At 45.9% G+C, this 24,547-nt stretch carries 21 protein-coding genes; 3 read left to right on the top strand and 18 right to left on the bottom strand.

Annotated features, from left to right (window positions below; genetic code table 11):
* Window positions 1–2: 2 nt before the first annotated feature.
* The 4 genes from murA to ACGTN9_RS02550 all read right to left on the bottom strand — a co-directional run bounded on the left by murA (window position 3) and on the right by ACGTN9_RS02550 (window position 3,601).
* Entirely contained in the window at window positions 3–1,289 is a 1,287-nt protein-coding gene (gene murA, locus ACGTN9_RS02565; protein ID WP_499590222.1) for a UDP-N-acetylglucosamine 1-carboxyvinyltransferase, read from the bottom strand.
* A 174-nt stretch (window positions 1,290–1,463) separates the two neighbouring features.
* A complete protein-coding gene (fsa, locus tag ACGTN9_RS02560; protein WP_499590220.1) occupies window positions 1,464–2,105 on the bottom strand; it encodes a fructose-6-phosphate aldolase in 642 nt (213 codons plus the stop codon).
* A 91-nt stretch (window positions 2,106–2,196) separates the two neighbouring features.
* Window positions 2,197–3,060 carry a class II fructose-1,6-bisphosphate aldolase gene (gene fba / locus ACGTN9_RS02555; RefSeq protein WP_499590218.1) on the bottom strand — a complete coding sequence of 288 codons (864 nt, stop codon included), beginning with the start codon at window positions 3,058–3,060 and terminating at the stop codon, window positions 2,197–2,199.
* 181 nt (window positions 3,061–3,241) lie between these two features.
* Window positions 3,242–3,601: a response regulator gene (locus ACGTN9_RS02550; protein ID WP_499590216.1), complete on the bottom strand. Its 360-nt coding sequence runs from the start codon at window positions 3,599–3,601 to the stop codon at window positions 3,242–3,244.
* 171 nt (window positions 3,602–3,772) lie between these two features.
* Between ACGTN9_RS02550 and ACGTN9_RS02545 the strand changes: the two genes are divergently transcribed.
* Window positions 3,773–4,288 carry a DUF2529 family protein gene (locus tag ACGTN9_RS02545; RefSeq protein ID WP_499590214.1) on the top strand — a complete coding sequence of 172 codons (516 nt, stop codon included), beginning with the start codon at window positions 3,773–3,775 and terminating at the stop codon, window positions 4,286–4,288.
* Window positions 4,289–4,365: 77 nt separating this feature from the next.
* Here the strand turns inward: ACGTN9_RS02545 and pyrG are convergent, their stop codons facing one another.
* Together pyrG and rpoE are read right to left on the bottom strand one after the other, a co-directional pair.
* The gene (gene pyrG, locus ACGTN9_RS02540) at window positions 4,366–5,967 is read right to left on the bottom strand and encodes a CTP synthase (protein ID WP_499590212.1); all 1,602 of its coding nucleotides are present in this window, start codon (window positions 5,965–5,967) and stop codon (window positions 4,366–4,368) included.
* A 249-nt stretch (window positions 5,968–6,216) separates the two neighbouring features.
* Window positions 6,217–6,744: a DNA-directed RNA polymerase subunit delta gene (gene rpoE, locus ACGTN9_RS02535; RefSeq protein ID WP_499590210.1), complete on the bottom strand. Its 528-nt coding sequence runs from the start codon at window positions 6,742–6,744 to the stop codon at window positions 6,217–6,219.
* 237 nt (window positions 6,745–6,981) lie between these two features.
* Between rpoE and ACGTN9_RS02530 the strand changes: the two genes are divergently transcribed.
* Window positions 6,982–7,293 (top strand): hypothetical protein, encoded by a 312-nt coding sequence (locus ACGTN9_RS02530; protein ID WP_499590208.1) that lies wholly within the window; start codon window positions 6,982–6,984, stop codon window positions 7,291–7,293.
* A gap of 152 nt (window positions 7,294–7,445) precedes the next feature.
* On the opposite strand, the gene icmF is transcribed toward ACGTN9_RS02530, so the two are convergent.
* The 8 genes from icmF to ACGTN9_RS02490 form a co-directional block, all read right to left on the bottom strand.
* Window positions 7,446–10,691, bottom strand: a complete 3,246-nt coding sequence (gene icmF, locus ACGTN9_RS02525; protein WP_499590206.1) for a fused isobutyryl-CoA mutase/GTPase IcmF — start codon at window positions 10,689–10,691, stop codon at window positions 7,446–7,448.
* Between the two features lie 19 nt (window positions 10,692–10,710).
* Window positions 10,711–11,349, bottom strand: coding sequence for a TetR/AcrR family transcriptional regulator (locus tag ACGTN9_RS02520; RefSeq protein ID WP_499590204.1), 639 nt, complete (start codon window positions 11,347–11,349; stop codon window positions 10,711–10,713).
* The gene (gene meaB, locus ACGTN9_RS02515) at window positions 11,342–12,292 is read right to left on the bottom strand and encodes a methylmalonyl Co-A mutase-associated GTPase MeaB (RefSeq protein ID WP_499590203.1); all 951 of its coding nucleotides are present in this window, start codon (window positions 12,290–12,292) and stop codon (window positions 11,342–11,344) included. The genes ACGTN9_RS02520 and meaB overlap by 8 nt, the downstream gene beginning before the upstream one ends.
* A gap of 16 nt (window positions 12,293–12,308) precedes the next feature.
* Entirely contained in the window at window positions 12,309–13,451 is a 1,143-nt protein-coding gene (locus ACGTN9_RS02510; protein WP_499590201.1) for an acyl-CoA dehydrogenase, read from the bottom strand.
* Between the two features lie 21 nt (window positions 13,452–13,472).
* Window positions 13,473–14,618 (bottom strand): acyl-CoA dehydrogenase, encoded by a 1,146-nt coding sequence (locus ACGTN9_RS02505; protein ID WP_499590199.1) that lies wholly within the window; start codon window positions 14,616–14,618, stop codon window positions 13,473–13,475.
* A gap of 21 nt (window positions 14,619–14,639) precedes the next feature.
* Complete coding sequence (locus ACGTN9_RS02500) at window positions 14,640–15,494, bottom strand: 3-hydroxybutyryl-CoA dehydrogenase (RefSeq protein WP_499590197.1); 855 nt, start codon at window positions 15,492–15,494, stop codon at window positions 14,640–14,642.
* 49 nt (window positions 15,495–15,543) lie between these two features.
* Window positions 15,544–16,734: an acetyl-CoA C-acetyltransferase gene (locus ACGTN9_RS02495; RefSeq protein ID WP_499590195.1), complete on the bottom strand. Its 1,191-nt coding sequence runs from the start codon at window positions 16,732–16,734 to the stop codon at window positions 15,544–15,546.
* A gap of 193 nt (window positions 16,735–16,927) precedes the next feature.
* On the bottom strand, window positions 16,928–19,060 hold the full coding sequence (locus ACGTN9_RS02490) for a heterodisulfide reductase-related iron-sulfur binding cluster (protein WP_499590193.1): 2,133 nt from the start codon (window positions 19,058–19,060) through the stop codon (window positions 16,928–16,930).
* 204 nt (window positions 19,061–19,264) lie between these two features.
* On the opposite strand from ACGTN9_RS02490, the gene cls reads away from it, so the two are divergent.
* The gene (gene cls, locus ACGTN9_RS02485) at window positions 19,265–20,455 is read left to right on the top strand and encodes a cardiolipin synthase (RefSeq protein ID WP_499590191.1); all 1,191 of its coding nucleotides are present in this window, start codon (window positions 19,265–19,267) and stop codon (window positions 20,453–20,455) included.
* Window positions 20,456–20,457: 2 nt separating this feature from the next.
* Here cls and ACGTN9_RS02480 read toward each other — a convergent pair whose 3' ends face one another.
* The 4 genes from ACGTN9_RS02480 to speB all read right to left on the bottom strand — a co-directional run bounded on the left by ACGTN9_RS02480 (window position 20,458) and on the right by speB (window position 24,543).
* Complete coding sequence (locus ACGTN9_RS02480) at window positions 20,458–20,637, bottom strand: XapX domain-containing protein (protein ID WP_499590189.1); 180 nt, start codon at window positions 20,635–20,637, stop codon at window positions 20,458–20,460.
* 222 nt (window positions 20,638–20,859) lie between these two features.
* Complete coding sequence (gene argS, locus ACGTN9_RS02475; RefSeq protein WP_499590187.1) at window positions 20,860–22,530, bottom strand: arginine--tRNA ligase; 1,671 nt, start codon at window positions 22,528–22,530, stop codon at window positions 20,860–20,862.
* On the bottom strand, window positions 22,527–22,970 hold the full coding sequence (locus ACGTN9_RS02470; protein WP_499590185.1) for a YwiB family protein: 444 nt from the start codon (window positions 22,968–22,970) through the stop codon (window positions 22,527–22,529). The genes argS and ACGTN9_RS02470 overlap by 4 nt, the downstream gene beginning before the upstream one ends.
* 700 nt (window positions 22,971–23,670) lie before the next feature.
* The gene (speB, locus tag ACGTN9_RS02465) at window positions 23,671–24,543 is read right to left on the bottom strand and encodes an agmatinase (protein ID WP_499590183.1); all 873 of its coding nucleotides are present in this window, start codon (window positions 24,541–24,543) and stop codon (window positions 23,671–23,673) included.
* Window positions 24,544–24,547: the final 4 nt, after the last annotated feature.

Genomic DNA, 24,547 nt, shown 5'->3' with positions numbered 1-24,547 from the left:
TCTTATGAATTTTGAAACTGCTCTACTTCTTCTTCGGTCATTTTTTCATGCCAGATAGTCGCCCCGAGATTTGTGAGCTTCTCTACGAGGTCCTCATATCCTCGTTCGATATGCTCAATTCCGGTGACTTCTGTAATCCCCTTTGCCATCAGACCAGCAATAACAAGTGCTGCTCCGGCACGGAGGTCGGTCGCTTTGACTTTCGCCCCTTGTAACGGAGATGGACCTGCCACAATCGCGGCTCCACCTTCCACCTTAATGTGGGCATTCATGCGTCGCAGTTCATCGATATGTTTGAAACGCGCCTGATAGATTGTATCAGTGACGACACCTGTCCCGTATGCTTTTGTCAAAAGCGACGTAAATGGCTGCTGTAAATCCGTTGGAAAACCTGGATGCACGAGTGTTTTGATATCGACGCTCTTCAGCTTTTCGCTCGTTTTGATGAACAATTGCTCATCGCTTTCTTCCACCGTGACTCCCATCTCACGCAATTTGGCAAGCAGGGATTCCAAGTGTTGAGGGATAACGTTATCAATCAGGATTCCGTCCCCAAGCGCTGCTGCCAGAATCGTATAGGTTCCTGCTTCGATACGATCCGGAATAATCGTATGGTTACAGCCGCTAAGCTGATCCACACCTTCAATCCGGATCACATCCGTGCCTGCACCTTTGATCTTCGCTCCCATACTGGTAAGCAGGGTAGCAACATCAATGATTTCAGGTTCCTTGGCAGCATTCTCAATAACCGTTTTTCCTTTAGCCCGAACTGCCGCCAGCATAATATTGATGGTCGCGCCGACACTGACCACATCCAGGTAGATGCGTGCACCGCGCAGCTCTTCCGCACGCAGGTAAATGGCTCCCTGTTCGTTTGTCACCTGGGCACCTAACGCTTCAAAACCTTTTATGTGCTGATCGATCGGACGCGGACCGAGGTGGCAGCCCCCCGGAAGTCCAATGACTGCTTTTTTAAAACGGCCGAGCATTGCACCCATGAAATAATAGGACGCTCGTAACTTCTTCACTTTACCATTTGGAAGAGGCATGGAAATCATTTCCGATGGATCGATTTCAATTGTCTGCCCCTCTTTCTTCACCGTGCCGCCAATCTCCTCCAGCAGGTCGCTTAGGATCTGCAAGTCAGAGATCTTTGGCAGACCTTCGATCGTGACTGGCGATTCAGCCAATATAGCTGCTGGAAGCAAGGCAACCGCACTGTTCTTTGCGCCACCGATCCGTACTGTACCCTCTAATCTTTTACCGCCTTCTACAAGTAATTTTTGCATGGCTAACTCCTCGCTTTTAATCCTGCAATCTACCCGCAAATGTCTGACTGAAGCAGAGATTTGCCAGTGATTGTCCGATTGATTGACATTCCCGGCAGTGTCTATTCCAAGAAATCCAGTTCTCAGTCAACCTGTTCCTGCGCTGTTAGTTTGTACAATTTTACCAATTTCATGCTATTTTTGTTGATTCCAATCAGCAAGAAATTTCTCGATACCCTGATCCGTCAACGGATGTTTCACCAATTGATTCAATACTTTAAAAGGAACCGTTGCGATGTGTGCCCCATTCATAGCAGCTTCTGTAACATGAACGGGATGACGGACGGATGCAGCGATGATTTCTGTTTCAATACCATGTCGGTCAAAAATCTCCGCAATCTGAGCGATTAATTCCAGACCGTTATGACCAATGTCATCCAGACGCCCTAAGAATGGAGATACATAAGCTGCTCCTGCTCTTGCTGCAAGCAAAGCCTGATTGGCAGAGAAAATCAGTGTCACATTGACTTTGATGTTAAGATCAGCCAATGCTTTGACCGCTTTCAGACCTTCCATCGTCATTGGTACCTTTACTGTAATATTCGGTGCAATCGCCGCAAGTTCCTTCCCTTCACGGATCATTCCTTCTGCATCCTCGGATACTACTTCTGCACTGACAGATCCGTCTACTTCTGCTGTGATCTCTTGCAAACGTTCATGAAACGAAACGCCTTCTTTAGCTACCAGGCTCGGGTTTGTCGTCACCCCGGCCAGTATACCTAAAGCATTTGCTTCCTTGATATCGTCAATATTTGCAGTATCAATAAAAAATTTCATGTAAATAATCCTCCCCATCGATGATTGCGTTTTCATAATATGTTGAAAAGGAAACCGTTCAAAAAACGGCTTCCTTTGTTCATCTGTTTATTTACGCTTTATTGGAAGAACCGAACTCACGCATTTTGCCAATGACTGTTTCTTTGATGGCGTCGCGTCCTGGTCCAAGATATTTACGTGGATCATAAAGGTCCGGCTTTTCCGCCAATACTTCACGGACTTTCTTGCCTTGAGCGATTTGATTTTCGGTATTTACATTGATTTTCGCTGTACCAAAAGAGATCGCCTTTTTAATGTCGTGTGTCGGAATGCCTGTACCACCGTGAAGGACAAGCGGTTTATCGACAAGACCCATAATTTCTTCCATGCGATCGAAACCAAGGTTCGGCTCCCCTTTATAAGGACCATGGACAGAACCTAATGCTGGCGCGAATACATCAACGTCAGTTTCGTCAACCAGCTGCTTACATTCAGATGGAATAGCATAAGCTGCTTCTGCGTCATCAACGATCAAGTCATCTTCCTGTCCACCGACACGGCCAAGTTCTGCTTCAACAGAAACGCCATGAAGATGCGCTAGTTCTACGACTTTTCTAGTCACTGCGATATTTTCTTCCAGTGGATCATGGGAAGCATCGATCATAACAGAAGTGAACCCTGCATGAATCGCTTTTGCACAGCTCTCAAAGCTGGATCCATGGTCAAGGTGAATAGCAACAGGAACCGTTGTTCCATAAGCATCCATCAATGCTTTTACCATGGAAACCACTACATTGAAACCACCCATATATCTAGCTGCACCTTCGGATACACCGAGGATGACTGGTGATTTTTCTTCTTCTGCTGCTTGAAGAATCGCTTGTGCGTATTCCAGGTTATTCAGGTTGAACTGCCCAACACCGTAGCGCTGTTCCTTAGCAGTTTCGAGCATTTCCTTCATTGATACTAAAGGCATGAAAGCTCCTCCTTCGAGTGGGTATATTATTTACTAGCACATTTGCAAATCGCACAGACATGCTATGTATGTGTAATCACAATTATAAGAATACCAATACCCAGACGAAGGTGCAACAACCCAAGAAGGATAGAGCGCTTACATCAAAAATTTTCTCAAATAGTCAATTTTTGTACACTTTTTATTGCATGATTTTGGAGATTAATTCCCGGATATCCATGATATTAAACGGTTTAGAAACCACTTTCTTCACAAAGTGGAAATCCTTTTCTGCACCGAGGCTTTCCACAGATAAACCCGTCATCAGAATGGCTGGTTTGTCGTATCCTGTCTCATTCAAATGGTGCAGCAATTCACCGCCATTCATGACCGGAAGATTATAGTCGATCACCAACAGGTTTGGGTCATTTGCTTCAATATAATCCAGTGCTTCACGCCCTGTCTCGGCACAAGCCACTGCATATCCTTCTCCTTTGACCACTTCTTCCAGTAATAGCCTGATACCTGGCTGGTCGTCTACAATCAACACTTCTTTGGCCATGATCGCTCGCCTACCTTTCTGCAGTTAAATTACGCTCATATAATACCTCCTTCTTTTTTCATTCGATATAAATTGACTTTTTTCCTGCTTATGGCAGCTTTAATTTATTCTCAACATCAGCCATTTGTGCTAAGCTATGAAAATTGAATGGTAAATAAAGGTGGGATTATCATGATGAAGATGCTGACTACCCAATTGACAGGTAAATTTCAGCAAATCGAGGAAAAAGAAACGCTCGCTATCGAAGAGGCAGCGAGAGCGCTGGCTCAAGCGATCGTAGGGGATGGAACCATTTATGTGAAAGGCTTTGAAGAAATGAAGGCTGTCGAAGCGGAAATGATAGCAGGAAAAGAAACATTACCAAAATGCCAGCGTTATCAATCCGATACCGAGCTGACTTCCATCGACCGGGTGATTCTCTCAGCAAGGTTCGCGGATCACGAGGAAGCTACAGCTATTATGCACAAAGCCCAGGCGGAGGGCTCACAGGTGATCAGTTTATCCTCCGTAAAAAACATGGAAGATCCCCTGTACAAACAGGCTGATTTTCCGGTAGATACGAAAGTGACCGACTCCCTGTTGCCCTTTGACATGGAACGAATCTGTTTTCCGAGTGCCATGACCGCACTTTACAGCTATTATGCGATCTACATTACCGTAAAAGAAATCCTATCCGAATACGAATGACTCCCGCTCCGCACCCCAGGGGTGTCCAGGAAATGGAAAAAGCGCGAAACCTTCGATGAGGCTTCGCGCTTTTTTTATTATTTTTTATAGGTAGCAGCCGCTCCAATGAATCCATAGAACAATTCCTGCGGACGAGTCGGACGGGACTTGAACTCTGGGTGGAACTGGCTTGCTATAAACCATGGATGATCTTCAACTTCGATAATTTCAATCAAGCGGCCATCAGGACTGGTGCCGCTGAAGGAGAAACCTTTTTCTTCCATTTCTTCACGGTAATGATTATTGAACTCAAACCGGTGACGGTGACGTTCGTAAATAACCTCATCTCCGTAAGCTTCTTTTGCTTTGGAACCTTCCTGCAGCTTACATGGATAGATACCAAGTCGTAACGTTCCACCAAGGTCAGAAACTTCTTTTTGTTCCGGAAGAAGGTCGATAATTGGATGAGGTGTTGCTGGATCGATTTCAGCGGAGTGTGCACCTTCTAAACCAAGCACGTTACGCGCAAACTCGACAGTAGCCAGCTGCATGCCCAGGCAGATCCCAAGGAACGGCACCTTATTTTCACGGGCAAAACGGATCGCCTCGATTTTACCTTCGATTCCTCGATCTCCAAAGCCACCTGGGACAAGAATACCATCAACTCCGGCAAGCTTATCTTCAACATTGGATGGATCTACTTCTTCAGAGTTGATCCATTGGATATCAACATCAGCATCATATGGATAGCCTGCATGTTTCAATGCTTCCACGACAGAAATATAGGCATCAGGCAATTCGACGTATTTTCCGACAAGGCCGATTGTGAGTTTATCAGATAAATGGGTGACTTTATCCACTAATTGATTCCACTCCGCCATATCGGCTGGCTTACAATCCAAGCCGAAATGATCACAAGTCAGTTGATCAAGCTTTTGCTCTTGCAGTATCAATGGAATTTTGTAAAGGGTATCCGCATCAGGACATTCAATTACCGCTTTTTTATTAATGTCCCCGAAAAGAGCGATCTTCTCTTTCATCTCTTCGGATATTTCCATTTCCGTACGCAGCACGATCACATCCGGCTGAATACCAAGTGAGCGTAGTTCTTTAACACTGTGCTGTGTCGGTTTTGTCTTCATTTCACCCGCTGCCTTGATATAAGGAACAAGCGTACAGTGAATGTACATGACGTGATCGCGTCCGATATCACTCTTGATTTGACGAATCGCTTCCAGGAATGGAAGGGATTCGATATCCCCTACGGTGCCGCCGATTTCAGTAATGACAACATCTGCGTTTGTTTCATGCCCGGCACGGAAAACACGATCTTTGATTTCGTTCGTAATATGTGGAATGACCTGGACGGTTCCACCCAGATAATCACCGCGACGTTCTTTCTTAATGACGTGGGAGTATACTTTCCCTGTCGTTACGTTGCTGAATTTATTCAGGTTGATATCGATGAAGCGCTCATAGTGGCCAAGGTCCAAGTCAGTCTCAGCACCGTCGTCTGTCACGAACACTTCTCCATGCTGATACGGACTCATCGTACCAGGGTCTACGTTCAAGTATGGATCGAATTTTTGGATAGTCACTTTCAACCCACGGTTTTTCAATAAACGGCCAAGTGAAGCGGCTGTGATTCCTTTACCTAAGGAAGACACTACCCCACCTGTTACAAAAATGTACTTTGTCACGGTCATCCCTCTTTCTTCTGTAATCTTTCTTATATCATGACCTACTGGCTGCTTCAGCAGTCATAAAAATTAACACGTAAATGTAGTGGAGCAAATAAGAAAAGCGCAAGCGCCCTGCAAGACACGACACGCATAAGCAAAAATAAAAAGCGCTCCCCGGTAATGGGGAGCGCCTTTAGGTTCGTTCAACGAAATTTTAAGAGCCCAAATAAGATTGTACTTATTTACGGTTTGAAAGTCAAGCGGCAATCAGAGGTCGTCATCTTCCTCGTCATCATCGCCAATGAAGCTAATGTCATCTTCAATTACCTCTTCCTCTTCTTCATCAAGGTCATCGTTGTCATAATCCCCTTCAAAACCATCATCGCTCTCATCAAGATCCAAGTCTTCATCATCCAAATCAAGGTCTTCCTCAAGATCTTCATCAAACAATGCTTCATCTGCAGTTTCTTTTTTCACTTTACGCTTCGGCTTTTTCTTTTTACGCTTCTTCGGCAGGTTGGAAATTTCTTCTTCCATCTGTTCTACCGGATACCAGCGTTTCAATCCCCATTTATTCGTGCCAATCGTCATGAATCCGCCGTCAATGTTCATATCCGTATAGAACTGGGCGATATAATTTTCCTTTTGTTTCTCCGTATAGCCCTTCATATCAGCAATCTCGTGGAACAAGTCATTGAAGTCGACTGCCTCTCTTTTTTCTTCCAGCATAACCGCCGCAAGATCAATCATGGACATTTCTTCAATTTGATCTTTACTATACTCTTTCAAGCTCAAGGTCCAGCACTCCTTTAATGATAATTAAGGTATATATGTCTACTTTTATCAAGTCATACGATTCTCATATTTAACCATACCTAATATTATATGGTTAGCCTATATAAAAATCAATGATTGGGAGATTTTCTATCCAAACAGGCTGTAATCCATGCCATTTGGTTTGGTCTTGCTGCATTTTTATCGTAAAATAAGTCTATCCGAAGTTCAGTTACATTAAACAAAGGAGAAAGATTCATGCGGATTGCAAAATGGCTCCTCATCATCTTTACCGTCTTCGTCGGCGGGTATTATTTATTCACGCATTACGGGATGATTCATTCAGAAGAATTGACAGGCGTACAAATTGAGAAGAAAGACCACAAGGGTGACGCTTACTATATTTATATCGACGGAGATAAATATAAAGTGAAAGATGAAAATATTTGGATGCTTTTAGACAAAGAAAAGAATTATGACCTTACTTATGAATGGTACGGACAGACTACTCCATCCATCAAGCAAATCAACCAAACCGGCGACCATGACACCGTCGGCGGCGGACACTAATTTACTGGTAAAACACTCTCATTTAGTATGAGGGTGTTTTTGTTTGGGAAATTTTGGCTTGTGGCCAATACCCATTGAAAGCCCTGGTGGTCAAATTTCTTAAAGTGGAAATAAAAGAACTCCCAGTCTGAACTGAGAGTCCTAGTATACTTTTACATATTCCGGCGATATTGTCCGCCTACTTCGTAGAGTGCGTTGGTAATTTGTCCGAGACTTGCTACCTTAACAGTTTCCATCAGTTCTGCAAAGATGTTGCCGTCACTTGCCGCTACCTGTTTTAAGCGTTGTAATGCTTCTTCTGTTTTATCTCCATTCGTTTTCTGGAATTCACGCAGTGTTTGAATTTGATGTTCTTTTTCTTCCTTCGTAGCGCGTGCAATTTCCATTGAATTGATCTCATCTTCTGAAGGCGGCGTCGGGTTCAAGTAGGTGTTGACGCCGACAATTGGAAGGTCGCCGCTATGCTTTTTGCTTTCATAATAAAGCGATTCTTCCTGGATCTTGCCACGCTGGTATTGACGTTCCATCGCGCCAAGTACACCGCCGCGGTCGTTAATACGCTCGAATTCCTGGAGGACTGCTTCTTCTACCATATCGGTCAACTGCTCGATGATATAGGCCCCCTGGAGGGAGTTTTCATTTTTCGTCAGACCGAACTCCTTACTGATGATCATCTGGATCGCCATCGCACGGCGTACAGATTCCTCCGTAGGCGTGGTGATCGCTTCATCATAAGAGTTGGTGTGGAGCGAGTTACAGTTATCCTGGATGGCAATCAACGCCTGCAACGTAGTACGGATATCGTTGAAGTTAATTTCCTGCGCATGCAAGGAACGTCCGGAAGTCTGAATATGATACTTCAGCTTCTGGCTCCGCTCATTCGCGCCGTACTTCTCTTTCATAATGATTGCCCAGATTCTTCGGGCAACGCGTCCCATCACCGTGTATTCGGGATCTAAACCATTCGAGAAGAAAAATGACAGGTTCGGTGCAAATTTATTGATATCCATGCCACGGCTCAAGTAATACTCGACATACGTAAATCCGTTCGCCAATGTGAATGCAAGCTGTGTAATCGGATTTGCTCCCGCTTCGGCAATATGATAGCCGGAAATCGAGACAGAATAGTAGTTGCGGACTTCATGATCAATGAAGTACTGCTGAATATCCCCCATCATACGCAAGGCGAATTCTGTTGAGAAAATACATGTGTTTTGGCCCTGGTCTTCTTTCAAAATGTCCGCCTGAACCGTTCCACGTACGACATGCAGCGTTTCTGCTTTGATTTGCTGGATTTCTTCGCTGTTCGGTTTACGTCCCTGTTCTTCCTCAAATTTCTCGAGCTGCTGATCGATCGCTGTGTTCATGAACATCGCCAAAATGATCGGCGCCGGTCCATTGATCGTCATGGAAACAGATGTCAGGGGATCTGTCAGGTCAAAGCCGTCATACAGCTTTTTCATATCCTCTAACGTACAAATGCTGACACCGCTTTCCCCGACTTTCCCGTAAATATCCGGGCGTTCATCCGGGTCTTCCCCATATAAAGTAACAGAGTCAAAAGCAGTGCTTAACCGCTTGGCATCATCGTCTTTCGACAGATAGTGAAAACGGCGGTTGGTCCTTTCTGGTGTACCTTCTCCGGCAAACTGGCGTTTCGGATCTTCCCCTTTACGCTTGAACGGGAATACACCTGCTGTAAATGGAAACGCACCTGGTACGTTTTCTTTCAGCAGCCAGACGAGACGGTCACCCCAGTCGTTATATGATGGCAAGGCTACTTTCGGTATTTTTAATCCGGCCAGACTTTCTGTCGTCAAATCCATGGTGATTTCTTTATCCCGTACCTTGAAAGTGTAGGTATCGCCGCTGTATCGTTCATGAAGCGCATCCCAATCATCCAGTTTTTCTTTCGCTTTCGGATCGATGTCCTGCTCATATTGGCTGATCAATGCTTCGATTTTTTCTTTAGCTTCTTCATCTTCCAATGCTTCTGCTGTCCCTTTCAATTGGTACAGTTTGCGGGCTTTTTCTGCCTGCTGTTCCGCATTGTCATGGTAGTTGCGCACCAGCATGGCGATGTCACGCAAGTATTGTTTCCGTTCGTTCGGAATAATGACATTCTGTTTTTCCACATTTGCTGTTCTTTCAAAAGAGGTTTCCTCTCCCCAGTCATAGCCTTCGTTCAACTTATCAATGATGGCTGCGAACAGGGTATTTGTTCCCGGGTCATTAAACTGGCTGGCGATGGTACCGAAAACCGGGAAAGTGCCCGGATCTTCATGAAACAGCATATGGCTGCGTTCATATTGCTTACGCACTTGCTGGTATGCATCTTCGGATCCTTTTTGTTCAAATTTATTGATAACAATAAAGTCAGCGAAATCAATCATGTCAATCTTTTCAAGCTGGGATGGTGCTCCAAATTCCGCGGTCATGACATACATGGATAAGTCGGAAACTTCTGTTACAGCCGCGTTGCCCTGGCCGATACCGCTTGTTTCCACAATGATAAAGTCCACTCCAGCTGCTTTAACGACCTGAATCGCTTCTTCAATCGCTTTCGACAATTCTGATTTGGAATCTCTTGTTGCCAGCGAACGCATATAAACACGCGGATTAAAAATCGCGTTCATACGTATCCTGTCTCCTAACAGTGCCCCTCCGGTCTTTTTCTTTGTCGGATCAATCGAAAGGATGGCCACTTTCTTGTCAGGAATTTCATTTAAAAAGCGTCGGATCAATTCATCGGTCAATGAACTTTTCCCTGCTCCTCCGGTACCTGTAATCCCCAATACCGGGATATTCTTCGTCTCACTTTGTTTTACAGCTGCTTCAAATTGAGCAGCAGCTTCACGATCCTCTTCCGGCGTGTTCTCTACGTAGGTGATGAAACGGGCGATCGCCTGATGATCTCCATTTTCCAGTTCCTTCATAGTTTCTTCCGGAACGAGCGGCGGCAAAAAGTCGCACTCTTCCATCATCTGGTTGATCATACCCTGGAGGCCATGCTCACGCCCATCCTCCGGGGAAAATACCCGTGCAACGCCATACTCATGGAGCTCTTTGATTTCACGCGGCAGGATGACGCCTCCGCCTCCTCCATACACACGGATATGGCCTGCGCCTTTTTCGTTCAACAAATCAATCATATATTTAAAATACTCGACGTGACCGCCCTGGTAAGAAGAAACCGCGATACCCTGGGCATCCTCCTGAATGGCCGCATTGACAACATCTTCAACAGATCGGTTGTGTCCAAGGTGAATGACCTCGGCACCGGTCGATTGTAAAATCCGGCGCATGATATTAATAGAAGCATCATGTCCATCGAATAAGCTCGAAGCTGTAACGAACCGGACCGGGTGCTTCGGCTGGTAAACCGTAGGTTGTTCCATCGTTCCCATCCTCCTTCAGTTATGAAGTTTGTTGATTCTGTATACTATTTGCATTGAGACCTTCTAATAAAAAGTGGACCTGCCGCTTTGTATAGCTTTCCAGTGTAAATTCTTTTTGCAGCATCCAGCGCCTGAACCCCCACATTTGTCCCTGAATGAATATATTATTGGCAATTAAAGAAACATCCTGTTCCGCCATTGGGGTGGAAATACTGTTCCGAATTACCTGGGTCAACATCTCCACCATATCTTTCTCTTTTTGCAAAACATATTCCTGAGAGTCACGAGGAAGGGACTTGACTTCCTGATACATGACTACTACTTCATCCTGCATATCATCCATCAGTTGAAAATAAGAAGTGACCGCATGAATCAAGCTATCGATCGTCTTCTTTTCTGTATCGATGACCTGCTCCATCCTGTCCTTCACCCGCTCATAAATGGAATCACAGACAAGGAACAGCACATCCTCCTTGGTACGGATATATTCATAGAGGGTGCCGATGCTGAAGCCCGAGGCCTTCGCGATTTCCCTGGTTGTCGTTTTATGGAACCCTTTTTCGATAAAAAGAGAAACGGCCCCCTTGATCATCTGGTTGCGTCTTTTCTCGACGAGACTCTGATCTTTGATCGATGAGGGTACCTGTTGATCAGCCATGGCTATTCCCTCCTTTCACTTTCCATTCCTGGAACCATTCCTTAGCCAATTGATAAGGGTCGGAACCAGTATCCTGGAAAGCCTGCTGTTTTTGATGGTCATTCTCTATCGTCTGCTCGACATCCCGCCAGATCTCTTCCCGGATCAAATCATAGACTTCCAGTTTCAGCTGTTGCTGTCGCTGCTCTTTCCCTTTTTCTGTTTCATATAAGTAGTCATGATGACGACTGATTTCCTGCCATAACTGGTCGATTCCTTCATTTTTGGTAGAAATCGTCTGGACAATCGGAGGTACCCAGCCTTTCGGGTTGGCGATCATCATATATTCTTCAAGCGTGGTTTTCAGGCGCTGCACACCTGGTAAATCCGCTTTATTGATAATGAAAAGATCCGCGATTTCCATGATCCCTGCTTTGAATATCTGGAGGACGTCCCCGCTGTTTGGAGTAAGCACTACCCCTGTCGTATCAGCAACTTTCATGATATCGAGTTCGGACTGTCCGACACCGACAGTTTCTACAAGAATCACGTCAAATCCGTAAGCGTCGCAAACCCGGATTGTATCCTTCGTCGCCCGTGCGAGCCCCCCTAGGCTTCCTCTTGTCGCCATGCTGCGGATAAAAATGCCAGGATCCGTAAAATGCTGGTTCATACGGACACGGTCCCCTAACAGGGCGCCACCGCTGAACGGACTGGTCGGGTCGACAGCAATGACGGCCACTGTCAGATCTTGTGCGCGCAGGTGAGTGAGCAGGCGATTGACGAGCGAGCTCTTGCCAGCCCCCGGCGCCCCGGTGATTCCGATATAATGGGCATTCTTTTTCAAAGAAAAAATATCACTCAGCATATCCAGTTTTTCTGGCGCGTCGTTTTCAACGAGTGTGATGGCCCTGGCCAACGCTCGCATATCCTGTTGTTCGATCCGTTCAGCTAATGGGTGCATAATAGCTTCCTTTCTACTATTCTTTTGTCAGCATACGTCCGATGACAAGACGCTGAATTTCATTGGTACCTTCATAGATTTGGGTGATTTTCGCATCACGCATATAACGTTCGACCGGATAGTCTTTTGTATATCCATATCCACCGTAAACCTGGACAGCCTCGACAGTGTGGCGCATCGCCGCATCACCGGCGTATAACTTCGCCATAGCAGACGCTTTAGCGTATGGCTTACCTTCTGACTCGAGGTAGGCCGCCTGGTAGGTCAATAGACGAGCCGCTTCTACATCAGTCGCCATGTCTGCAAGCTTGAAAGATACACCCTGATTCTGGGCAATCGGCTTGCCAAACTGTTCCCGTTCTTTCGCATAGGCTACGGAAGCATCAAGAGCTCCCTGGGCAATCCCGACTGCTTGCGCGGCAATTCCGTTACGACCGCCATCCAAGGTCATCATCGCAATCTTGAATCCTTTGCCCTCTTCTCCCAGCAGGTTTTCTTTTGGAACCTTGCAATCTTCGAAAATCAGTTCAGTAGTAGGAGACGAACGGATGCCTAATTTCTTTTCTTTTTTACCGAAAGAGAATCCTGGAGTTCCTTTTTCTACAATGAAAGCACTGATGCCACGGCTGCCTGCATCCGGATCAGTTTTGGCAAATACAATATAGATGTCAGCGACGCCACCGTTGGTGATCCAGACTTTGCTGCCATTCAGTACATAATGGTCTCCGTCAAGCTTCGCCTGGGTCCGCATGGAAGCTACGTCACTTCCGGCCCCTGGCTCGGACAAGGCGTATGCTCCAAGCTTTTCCCCAGAAGCAAGCTGAGCAAGAAAGGTCTTCTTCTGCTCTTCATTACCGAATTTATAAATTGGCCAGCTGGCAAGGGATATGTGCGCGGATAGCGTCACACCAGTGGAAGCGCAGACACGTGAAAGTTCTTCTACTGCAAGGACATAGCTGACAAAGTCTGATCCGATACCGTTGTACTCCTCCGGCCATGGGATACCGGTCAATCCGAGTTCCGCCATTTTATCAAAAATCTCCCGGTCAAAACGTTCCTCTTCATCCCGTTCGGCCGCCGTCGGCTCCACTTCATTCTTTGCAAAGTCACGCACCATTTTACGTAGCATTTCTTGTTCTTCGGTCAATTGAAAGTTCATGTCGGTATCCTCCCTGAAATATTAGTCCTTCAATAAATGTTTGCTGATTACGATATGCTGAATTTCATTCGTGCCTTCATAGATTTCACAAACCTTGGCATCACGGAAAAGTCGCTCAACTGGATAATCTTCCGTGTAGCCATAGCCACCGTACACCTGAACAGCTTCAATCGCGTTTTTCACCGCTGTTTTTGAAGCATACATTTTCGCCATTGAAACTTCTTTATTACAAGGAGCACCCGCTTCTTTCAAAGAAGCTGCATGATAGGTCAATAGTTTTGCCGCCTCTACTTCTGTTGCCATATCAGCAAGCTTAAAAGCAAGCCCCTGCTGCTGGGCAATCGGTTTGCCAAATTGCTCCCTTTCTTTCGCGTAAGCAACCGCATGCTCCATCGCCGCTTCGGCAATCCCTAACGACTGGGCTGCAATTCCGATTCTTCCGGAGTTGAGATTGGACATCGCAATCTTGAAACCTTCTCCTTCATTCCCGAGCATCTGCTCTACCGGAACTTCACAGTTGTCGAACGTCAATTGGACCGTGCTGGATCCATGAAGCCCCATTTTCTTTTCTTTCTTACCGATAATAAGGCCCGGCGTATCTTTTTCGATGATGAACGTGCTGACCCCCTGGTAGCCAGTTTCATCCATGTTGGTTCGGGCGAAAACGATATAGGTGTCCGCTTCTCCACCATTCGTAATGAACACCTTCGAACCATTCAGGATATAACTGTCTCCCTGTTTGACCGCCCTTGTTTTCAAACTTCCTGCATCCGACCCGGCACTTGGTTCTGTCAGGGCAAAGGCTCCGAGATACTCACCGGAGGCAAGTTTCGGAATATATTTCTGTTTCTGTTCCTCGGTTCCGAAATTCAAAATCGGCAGCGTGCCGACAGATGTGTGCACCGATAGGATAACACCTACTGTCGCACTTACTTTGGATAATTCGTGGATGGCAATGATATAGGAGGTATAATCCATCTCAGAACCGCCATATTTTTCAGGAATTGGAATCCCCATCAATCCCAATTCTCCCATTTTGGTGACGATTTCCCGTGGAAAACGGTCTTCTGTCTCCATTCTCTCTATCGCTGGAGCTACTTCTTTCTGAGCAAAATCGCGCACCATCTTTCGCATCATTTCCTGTTCATCTGTAAAATGAAGATTCATCGTTGTCCTCTCCCCTGACAATCAATTTTCATACGTATAGAAGCCGCGGCCTGATTTTTTACCAAGCCAGCCAGCTTTGACATACTTACGCAACAATGGACATGGACGATATTTACTGTCTCCGAAGCCATCGTACAGCACTTCCATGATATACAGGCATGTATCGAGTCCGATAAAGTCAGCCAATGTCAGTGGTCCCATCGGATGGTTCATGCCGAGCTTCATGACCGTATCGACATCTTCCGGCGTAGCAACTCCTTCATAGACCGTATAGATCGCTTCATTGATCATCGGCATCAGCACACGATTCGATACGAACCCTGGGAAGTCATTGACTTCGACTGGTGACTTACAAATTTTTTCGGTCATATCTTTGATAGACTGATAGGTTTCATCGCTCGTTTGCAAGCCGCGAATAATTTCTACCAGCTTCATCACTGGTACCGGGTTCATGAAATGCATACCGATTACCTGCGACGGACGGTTCGTGACCGCCGCAATTTCTGTGATTGGCAGGGAGGATGTATTGGATGCCAGAATCGCATGCTCTGGAGCAACTTCATCCAGTTTTTTGAACAACTTTGTTTTGACATCCATATTTTCAACGATCGCTTCGATTACAAGATCACAGTTTGACGCTTCCGTGACGTCTGTCGTAAAGGACAAGTTATCCAGCGTTTTTTGTTTTTCTTCTTCAGCAAGACGCCCCTTCTCCACCGCACGTGCCAGACGTTTCTCAATTCCTGCTTTACCTTTATCCAACGCTTCTTCAGCAATATCGTTCAACTTGACGGCAAAACCGTACTGAGCACATACTTGCGCGATTCCAGCACCCATCTGTCCGGCCCCGACCACCATGACTTGTTTAATTGACATAGATAAACCCCTTTCTTACTTTTACATCTATGGATCATTGTTTCCTGGATTATTTTTGTTTCGGTACTTCGATCAGGACGGCATCTCCCTGTCCGCCGCCACTGCAGATGGCCGCGATTCCTAAACCACCGCCACGGCGCTTCAATTCATAAGCAAGGGTAAGGATAATGCGTGCACCGCTTGCACCGATCGGATGGCCAAGAGCTACGGCACCGCCGTTAACGTTGACTTTTTCTTTGTCCAGACCGGCGATTTTACCGCTTGCCAATGATACAGCCGCAAATGCCTCGTTCACTTCGAACAGATCGATTTCATCCAATGATTTCCCTGCCTTTTTCAACAGTGAATTGATGACAATTCCCGGTGTTTTCGGAAAGTCTTTCGCTTCGACAGCGACTTCATCGTGTGCAAGAATGGTTGCCAGCGTCTCTGCTCCCATTTCTTTCGCTTTTTCGTCGGACATCAATAGCATTGCGCAGGCCCCATCATTTACTCCAGGTGCGTTTCCTGCTGTAATCGTTCCGTTTGAACCGAATACGGGACGCAGCTTGGCAAGTGATTCTTTCGAGGTATCTTTTCTTGGCGCTTCATCATTTTCAACGACGACTGGATCCCCTTTTCGTTGTGGTACATCAACAGGAATTATTTCTTCTGCCAGCTTGCCGTCTTCCATCGCTTTGATTGCCCGCTGGTGACTGCGATACGCCCAATCATCCTGCGCCTCACGGCTTAATTCATATTCTTCAGCGACGTTATTTCCATAGTTGCCCATGTGAACACCGTCAAATGAACAAGTAAGACCATCATGAACCATTAAATCCTTGACCGCGGCATCTCCCATCCGCAGCCCCCAGCGTGCTTTTGGCATGAAATATGGCGCATTACTCATGCTTTCCATACCACCTGCAACAACGACGTCCTCGTCTCCAAGGCGGATGAACTGGTCGGCCATCGTGACACTGCGCATACCGGATGCACATACTTTATTGATTGTCTCTGTTTTCACTTCCCATGGAATTCCAGCTTCACGAGCTGCCTGGCGGGATGGAATCTGCCCCTGTCCCCCTTGAAGTACAGTCCCCATAATCACTTCATTGACGTCCTCTGCCTTGTAATTGGCGCGTTCCAATGCAGCTTTGATCACTTTCCCGCCCAGCTGGGATGCAGTCAATGTACTAAGCGCCCCTCCGAATTTGGCAAATGGCGTTCTTGCTCCTGATACGATCACTGTTTTTCTCATATAAAAGCCCTCCCTTTTTTGATAACGCTTACAAAAAGTATGGAATAAAAAGAGAGTTGGACACCGGCTTTCATTACCGGTGCAGCCTCTCTTTGCAACAACTTGAATCGGCATGATTGAACGCTCGCTCAATTTACCCTCATAAGGAAAGTGTACAAAACTTTCTGTACACTTTCCACAAAAATTCAAAATATTATGCTGATTTTTCCTGTTTTTCTTCAAAAATCGATTTGGCCAGAATTTCTGCAATATCCATGGTTCCAACAGATTCCTCGACTTCTTTCGCCTTCGTACCGTCGGAAAGCATCGTCAGGCAGTATGGACAGCCACTGGAAATCATCGTAGGGCTTGTTTCCAATGCCTGCTCGGTCCGTGCAACGTTGACGCGGTTACCTGCTTTTTCTTCCATCCACATCATACCGCCACCCGCTCCACAGCACATGCCATTTTCACGGTTACGCTTCATTTCTACCAATTTCACGCCTGGAATCATTTCCAGCACTTCACGCGGCGGCTGGTATACTTCGTTGTAACGGCCAAGGTAACAGCTATCATGATAAGTGATTGTCTCATTAACCTCATTAACCGGGTTCAATCTGCCATCTTTCAGCCATTCAGCTAGCAGCTCGGTATGATGGTAGACCTCTGCTTCAAAACCGAAATCCGGGTATTCATTTTTGAACGTATTATAGGCATGAGGATCAATCGTGATAATCTTCTTGACATCATTCTTTTCGAATTCTTTGATGTTCTTCTCGACAAGCTCCTGGTATAAGAACTCATTTCCCATCCGGCGAGCCGTGTCCCCGGAGTTACGTTCTTTGTTACCCAGAGTAGCAAATTTAATGCCCGCTTCATTCATCAGTTTAGCAAAAGCAAGAGCGATCTTCTGGCTGCGGTTGTCATATGCCCCCATGGAGCTGACCCAGAATAGATATTCAAACTCTTCGCCTTCTTTTTTCAATTCTTTCACAGTCGGAATGCGGACATCCGGCTCCTGATCGCGCCAGTCTTCCCGCTCTTTCTTCGATAAGCCCCATGGATTACCCTGACGTTCGATGTTTGTCATCGCACGCTGTGCATCCGGGTCCATTTTCCCTTCGGTCAACACAAGGTAACGACGAAGGTCGATGATTTTATCAACGTGTTCATTCATAACCGGGCACTGGTCTTCACAGTTACGACAAGTCGTACAGGCCCATAGCTCTTCTTCTGTGATGACATCACCGATCAGATTATGATTCTGCGCCGCTTCCACAGAAGCAGCTGCTTCGCCGCTGCCCTGCGCCTGTGCCATTTTAGCCAGCTGGTTCCCTTCGGTATTCGAGAACGCGTAAGCCGGCACCCATGGTGACTTACCGGTTACAGCAGCACCTTTCTCTGTCAATTGATCGCGCAGCTTGATGATCAGATCCATTGGTGACAGCATTTTACCTGTTCCTGTGGCCGGGCAGACATTCGTACAACGGCCACACTCGACACAGGCATAAAAGTCGATCATTTGCAGCTGGCTGAAGTCTTCAATTTTACCGACACCGAATGAAACGTCCTCTTCAGCAGTCTCATCATCGACGTCAAAGTCGATTTTAGAGAGCTTCCCAGGTGCGGAACGGCGGGTCAGGAATACATTGACCGGAGCCGCCAGCAAATGGGCGTGCTTGGACTGCGGTACATAGACAAGGAAGCTTAACAGTACTAACAGATGAATCCACCACATGACGAAAAACACAGAAGCGGCAGCGGTTGGGCTCATCCATCCGAAAGCGCTTGCAATCAATGTCGCAACAGGTTCTGTCCAGGCACCTTCATGACCGTGCCAGATCAAGCCCATTCCATTACCAATCAATACGCTTAGCATTAATGCTCCGATAAATAACAGTACAAGCCCTGCTTTAAAGCCACGCTTCAAGCGGACAAGTTTTTCAACGTAACGTCGATGGAAGGCCCAAACGACAGCGACCAGAATCATTAAAGTGACCAGTTCCTGGAAGAACGTGAATCCTGGATAAAAAGGTCCAAGAGGCAGATGACTATCTGGCGCCAGCCCCTTCCAAATAAAATCGATGGCTCCAAATTGTACCAGGATGAAACCATAGAACATCATCACATGAATGATGCCTGATTTTTTATCCTTTAATAATTTCTTTTGTCCAAAAACATAAATCCAGATATTCTTCAATCTTTCTTTGACCGCTCCATCGAACTCGAATTTTTTCCCGAGCTTGATATAAGCGATTCTCGTCATGACAACGCGCACGAATAAATAAAAACCGTAAATAGTAACGCCTAAAAATAAAAGCCAATTCAATAATAACAGCGTGCTCATCCGTCTACCCCCTTGTTAGTATGAATCTCTCTCACTTTGCTGTCTCTCGATTTTTGGAAACGAGCCGTGAAAATTCAGAATCTTATAGCTTAACTATAAAATATGAATGAGCATTCAGTCAACATATTTTATTTGCTTTTATGTACAAATTTTGGATGCTTTAGGGGAAGATAAAGGTGTCGGTGCCTATAGAGGAGGAAAAAAATGACTATTTTACTATGGATCATAGCCGTCCTTATTATCGTTGTTTTGTTAGTTTTACTAGACTTTGTATCGGGCAGACAGCACCATAAAAAGAATCTGAGAAAGTTGACTTTCACAGAAACTTCAGGAAATTACCGCTTGTTCCAAAGCGGGAATCGCCTTTTTGAGGCTTTGTTCACCGATATTAAAAATGCAGAAACGCATATTGATACACTATTTTTCATTGTTAAGCAAGATGAAACGAGTCAGCGTTTTTATAAGCTGCTGCAGCAAAAGGCCCAGGAAGGTGTGGTTGTACGCTTGATGGTCGATCGTCTCGGAGGGTTCCGGATCAACAAATCACTGAGACAGCAATTAGAAAATTCAGGTATACAATTTCAATTCGCCGCAAAACCCCAATTTCCTTTTTTTATTTATAAATTGAACCGTCGAAATCACAGGAAGATTGTCGTAATTGATGGAAAAATCGGATATGTCGGAGGTTATAACGTTGCGGATGAATATGTAGGGAAAGATACTGAAATGGGAGATTGGCGCGATTATCACCTGCGAATGACGGGTCAAGTCGTGTCACAGCTGCATGCAGTCTTTTTAGATGATTGGTTTTTGAATACGGAGGAGAAACTCTTTCCTGCCAAGAACCACGAACGAGGGGAACATGTGCTGAAGGTTCTGCCAACCGAATACGGAGAACTGGAGGAAGTGTTAGTAAAAAAATTTTCAGCGGCGAAACAGGAAATTCTGCTTGGAAGCCCTTATTTCATTCCCTCAAGAAGCATGATGGACGCCTTGAAGCAGGCAATTCAGAGAGGCGTCACTGTCAAACTGCTCTGCCCACTGAAGTCGGACCACCCGTTTGTAAAAGAAGGAGGCATCCCTTTTTACGAGGAATTGTACCGCGCCGGTGGAGAAGTCCGCTTCTACGATGCTGGTTTCTATCATGCTAAAGTTTTTATCATCGACACGGAATTCTGCGATCTCGGTACCTCCAATCTTGATTTAAGAAGCCTTTTCCTTAATAAGGAAATCAATATTTTCTTTTACGACAGGGAATTCATCCATGATATGAGGAAGCGTTTTTTACTGGATTTCGCAGAAGGTATCCCCTTCGATGACAATTGGCTTGCCTCACGTTCCATAGGTACAAAAATCAATATAAAAATCGCGCGGCTGATCCGCCCGATTTTATAATATCATCTGAGGAAGCTGGAAAGTACCGGCCCGATCCATGCAAACACTTTGAATCCCAGATAGATGCCAATAATCCCAGCCACCCCGGCAAATGCTGGTGGTGCAGGGATAGGAAGCTTGAACCAGGCAAATAGAAAGCCAACAATAAATCCGGTCAATAACGCTAAAATGACTTCTTTCATAATAAATCTCCTTTCGTCCAGACAATCATGTTTAGTATAACGCCTACGATAAAAATTAAAAAAAGATTTTCTCTCGCTCTGAGAGAAAATCTTTTTTACGTGTTTCATTTTTATTTTTTTGAGAAAGGGTCTGGGAAAGACTCGCTTTCTTTCCCCCTATTTGTAATAACATTCGACTGAATATCTGCCAACACTTATTACAGACAGTAATCTATCACAAACCTACATTCGCTCTGGCGCAGATACTCCGATAAGACCTAATGCATTGACAAGTGTGGTGCGGACGGCTTTCATCAAACCGACACGTGCTTTTGTACGTTCCGGTTGTTCCTGGTCCAACACTTTTTCAGCATTATAGAAACTGTGAAGGTTGGATGCCAGGTCAAACGCATATTGTGTCACACGGTGAGGTGTACGTTTATCTGCTGCATCAGCAACGATTTGCGGGAATTCTCCCAGACGTTTAAGCAGGTCTTCTTCTTTTTCCGAATCAAGCAGGGACGCATCAAAATTCATATCGAACTCGACTCCCTTTTCTTCTGCCTGGCGAAGCATCGAACAGATCCTCGCATGCGCATATTGCACATAATAGACCGGGTTTTCATTAGACTCAGAACGAGCAAGGTCCATATCAAAGTCCAGGTGTGAATCGGCAGAACGCATTGAGAAGAAATACCGCATTGCGTCGATGCCTACTTCCTCCATCAATTCGCGCAGTGTAACTGCTTTCCCTGTCCGCTTGCTCATTTTCACTTTCTCGCCATCCTGGAATAAGTTAACCATCTGAATGATTTCCACTTCCAACGTATCTTTTTCATAGCCAAGCGCCTGGATAGCTGCTTGCATACGCGGGATATATCCATGATGATCAGCACCCCAGATGTTGATCAACGTGTTGAAGCCACGATCCATTTTGTTTTTGTGATAAGCGATATCCGGCGTCAGGTAGGTATAGCTTCCATCCTGTTTAATTAAGACACGATCTTTATCATCACCGAATTCGGTCGTCTTGAACCAGGTCGCACCATCCTTCTCATAGGTGAACCCTTTGTCTTCAAGTACTTTCAGCGCATTATCGATTTTCCCATCCTGATACAGGGATGTTTCTGAGAACCACTCATCGAACGGTACGCGGAAATCTTCCAAATCGACTTTGATTTTATCGAGTTCGAATTTCAATCCATACTCACGGAAATAAGCGAGACGCTCCTGCGCCGGTTTATCCGCCCACTCGGAACCATGTTCTTCCGCTAACTTTTTCCCCAGTTCGATGATGTCTTTGCCGTGATATCCATCTTCCGGCATCTCCCAATCTTTCCCGAGCGCTTGCATGTAGCGGGCTTCCACAGAATTTGCCAGGTTGTTGATCTGATTTCCGGCATCATTGATATAATACTCACGGGAAACTTCATACCCTGCTTTGGCAAGAATGTTGGAAAGGGAATCTCCGACCGCAGCGCCGCGGGCATGACCAAGGTGAAGGGTGCCTGTCGGGTTCGCTGAAACGAACTCTACCTGGATTTTTTCACCCTTTCCCGTGTCGCTTTCGCCATACGTTTCCCCTGCTTTAAGAATCGTAGCAACCAGATCCGTCAAATACTGGTTGTCCATATAAAAATTGATGAATCCTGGTCCGGCAATCTCAATTTTATCAATGGATGCTTTCGTATTATCAAAATTAGCCACGATATCCTCGGCAATAATACGTGGGGCTTTTTTAGCAATCCTCGCCAATTGCATCGCCATGTTTGTGGCATAATCTCCGTGCGCTTTATCCTTCGGTTGTTCCAGTACGACTTCCGGCATTTCTTCCTCGGTGGCCAGTTCCGCTTTTAACACAGCCTGCTGGATTTCCTGTTTCAGTTTCGCTTCCGTTTGCTCCACAATGTTCATTGCGCTGTTTCCTCCTTACGATAAGTCAAGGTTAATCGATGACGCTGGGTTATTTCCTGATTCAAGGTCAGCTGGTAGCTGATGAACAACCGTCCTTTATTTCCTTGAGATAAGGATTGGTGTTCAATCTGATCCGTAAACGTGTTCATATGAAAAACACCATACGTATGATGGTAATTGTTTTCTGTCGCTTGCTTTTTGCGGAATATCTGGTGCATCTTGACGGCACCAGAGCGTTTGATGCTCACTTTCCCTGGCTGGATGGTAATCATCGTATTGATTGGATCGCCTTCATCGGGGTGCTCGGTGAACTTGAGGACTTGGGTATCTCCCCGTTCGAAAAATCCTCCCTGTTCTTCCATGACAACTTCTTCTTTCCGACCGCTGTCCCTGATTTCCGTCACGAGGCGAATCGATACCGGTGTCTGTGCAGCACTCATACTATCTCTCCTTACGTTCCTCTTAACCTATCCATTATAAAAACTAAGCAAGAAAAGCGCAAGCCATCGAGAAATAACATTGAATTATAAGGCCGAAAAATCGAAGACTTGATTTCGAGATGTTTATCTGAATAACGGTCCGGTGGGGAACGACTCCCTTTCCGCGGGCATGCGCTGAGCCTCCTCAGACTTCGTCTTCCGGGGTCTCACCTGTCATTTTCATCCCGCAGGAGTCTCGCCGTTCCCCACCGAACCTTGCCATATAAAATTCTCTAAACCACACTTGTGGACCGCCCCATCGTGATTTAAAGAAGACGTTGTCCCCTTTATATATGAGTTAAAATAAAGGTTTAAGTTATACACTTTTTGAAAGGTTCATTTATTACAAAATTGGCTGGATGGGCAGGGAAACGGCGCCCGAGGAAGCTTGCCAGGTCCCCCACAGGAAAGAAATGAATGCGTAATCGTCTTGGGAGACATGACACGCATAAGCAGAACAGCAAAAGGGAAGGGCTCTTTCTTCCCGTTGATGGACTGCTTAAGTCGCGAGTGTCTAGGCGATGAAGCTGGAAAGCGAGTTGTTTCCCAGCCCATCCTTTCATGGTAATGGACCCAATTGTCTCGAAACAAAGTAATACTGGGATGTAATGGAGCTAAGTAAAAAAACTGCCGCACGTGGGGGTGCGGCAGTTTCCTATGATTATTTCACCCAGCCTAGCAACATTTCACGGATAAACTTGCTGGCTGCGATGGCAGTTTGTTCGGTTGGATCATAAGCGGGTGCTACTTCTACAAGGTCACCGCCGACCACCTGAATATCAGCATCTGCAATCATATGAATCGCTGCTAATAATTCTTTTGACGAAATACCGCCCGCTTCTGCGGTTCCGGTACCTGGGGCAAATGCAGGATCCAGAACATCAATGTCGATGGTGACATAGACTGGCCGGCCCTTCAAACGTGGCAGCATTTCCTTCAACGGTTCAGCCACATCATACTTCGCCATATACATTCCACTTTCTCTGGCATACTGGAATTCTTCACGCATCCCGGAGCGGATACCAAAAGAATATACGTTTTCCGGTCCGATCAGCTCACACGTTTTTCTGATAGGTGTGGAATGGGATAAGGGCTCCCCTTCATATTCTTCCCGTAAATCAGCATGGGCATCAATATGGATGACTGCAAGATCCGGATACTTTCGGTACATCGCCTTCAGTACAGGCCAGGTGACGAGGTGTTCACCACCCAGTCCTAAAGGAAACTTCCCTTTTTCTAATAGCGTCCCAATATATTCCTCAATCATATCGATGCTCCGCTGCGGGTTTCCGAACGGCAATGGGATGTCTCCTGCGTCGAAGAAATTGACTTCTTCCAGATGTTTATCCAGATACGGGCTATATTCCTCCAGACCGATCGATGCTTCCCGAATCCGGTTCGGACCGAAACGCGAACCAGGGCGGAAGCTGACGGTCCAATCCATCGGCATTCCGTAAATGACTGCATCAGCAGCGTCCCCGTCTTCCCTGCTCATAATAAAAACTTTTCCAGAATAAGCTTCGTCAAAGCGCATGTTA

It is taken from the genome of Halobacillus sp. B23F22_5, assembly GCF_043497085.1.
In the GTDB taxonomy this organism is placed as follows: Bacteria; Bacillota; Bacilli; order Bacillales; family Halobacillaceae; genus Thalassobacillus.
This window is presented reverse-complemented; position numbering and strand designations above follow the sequence as displayed.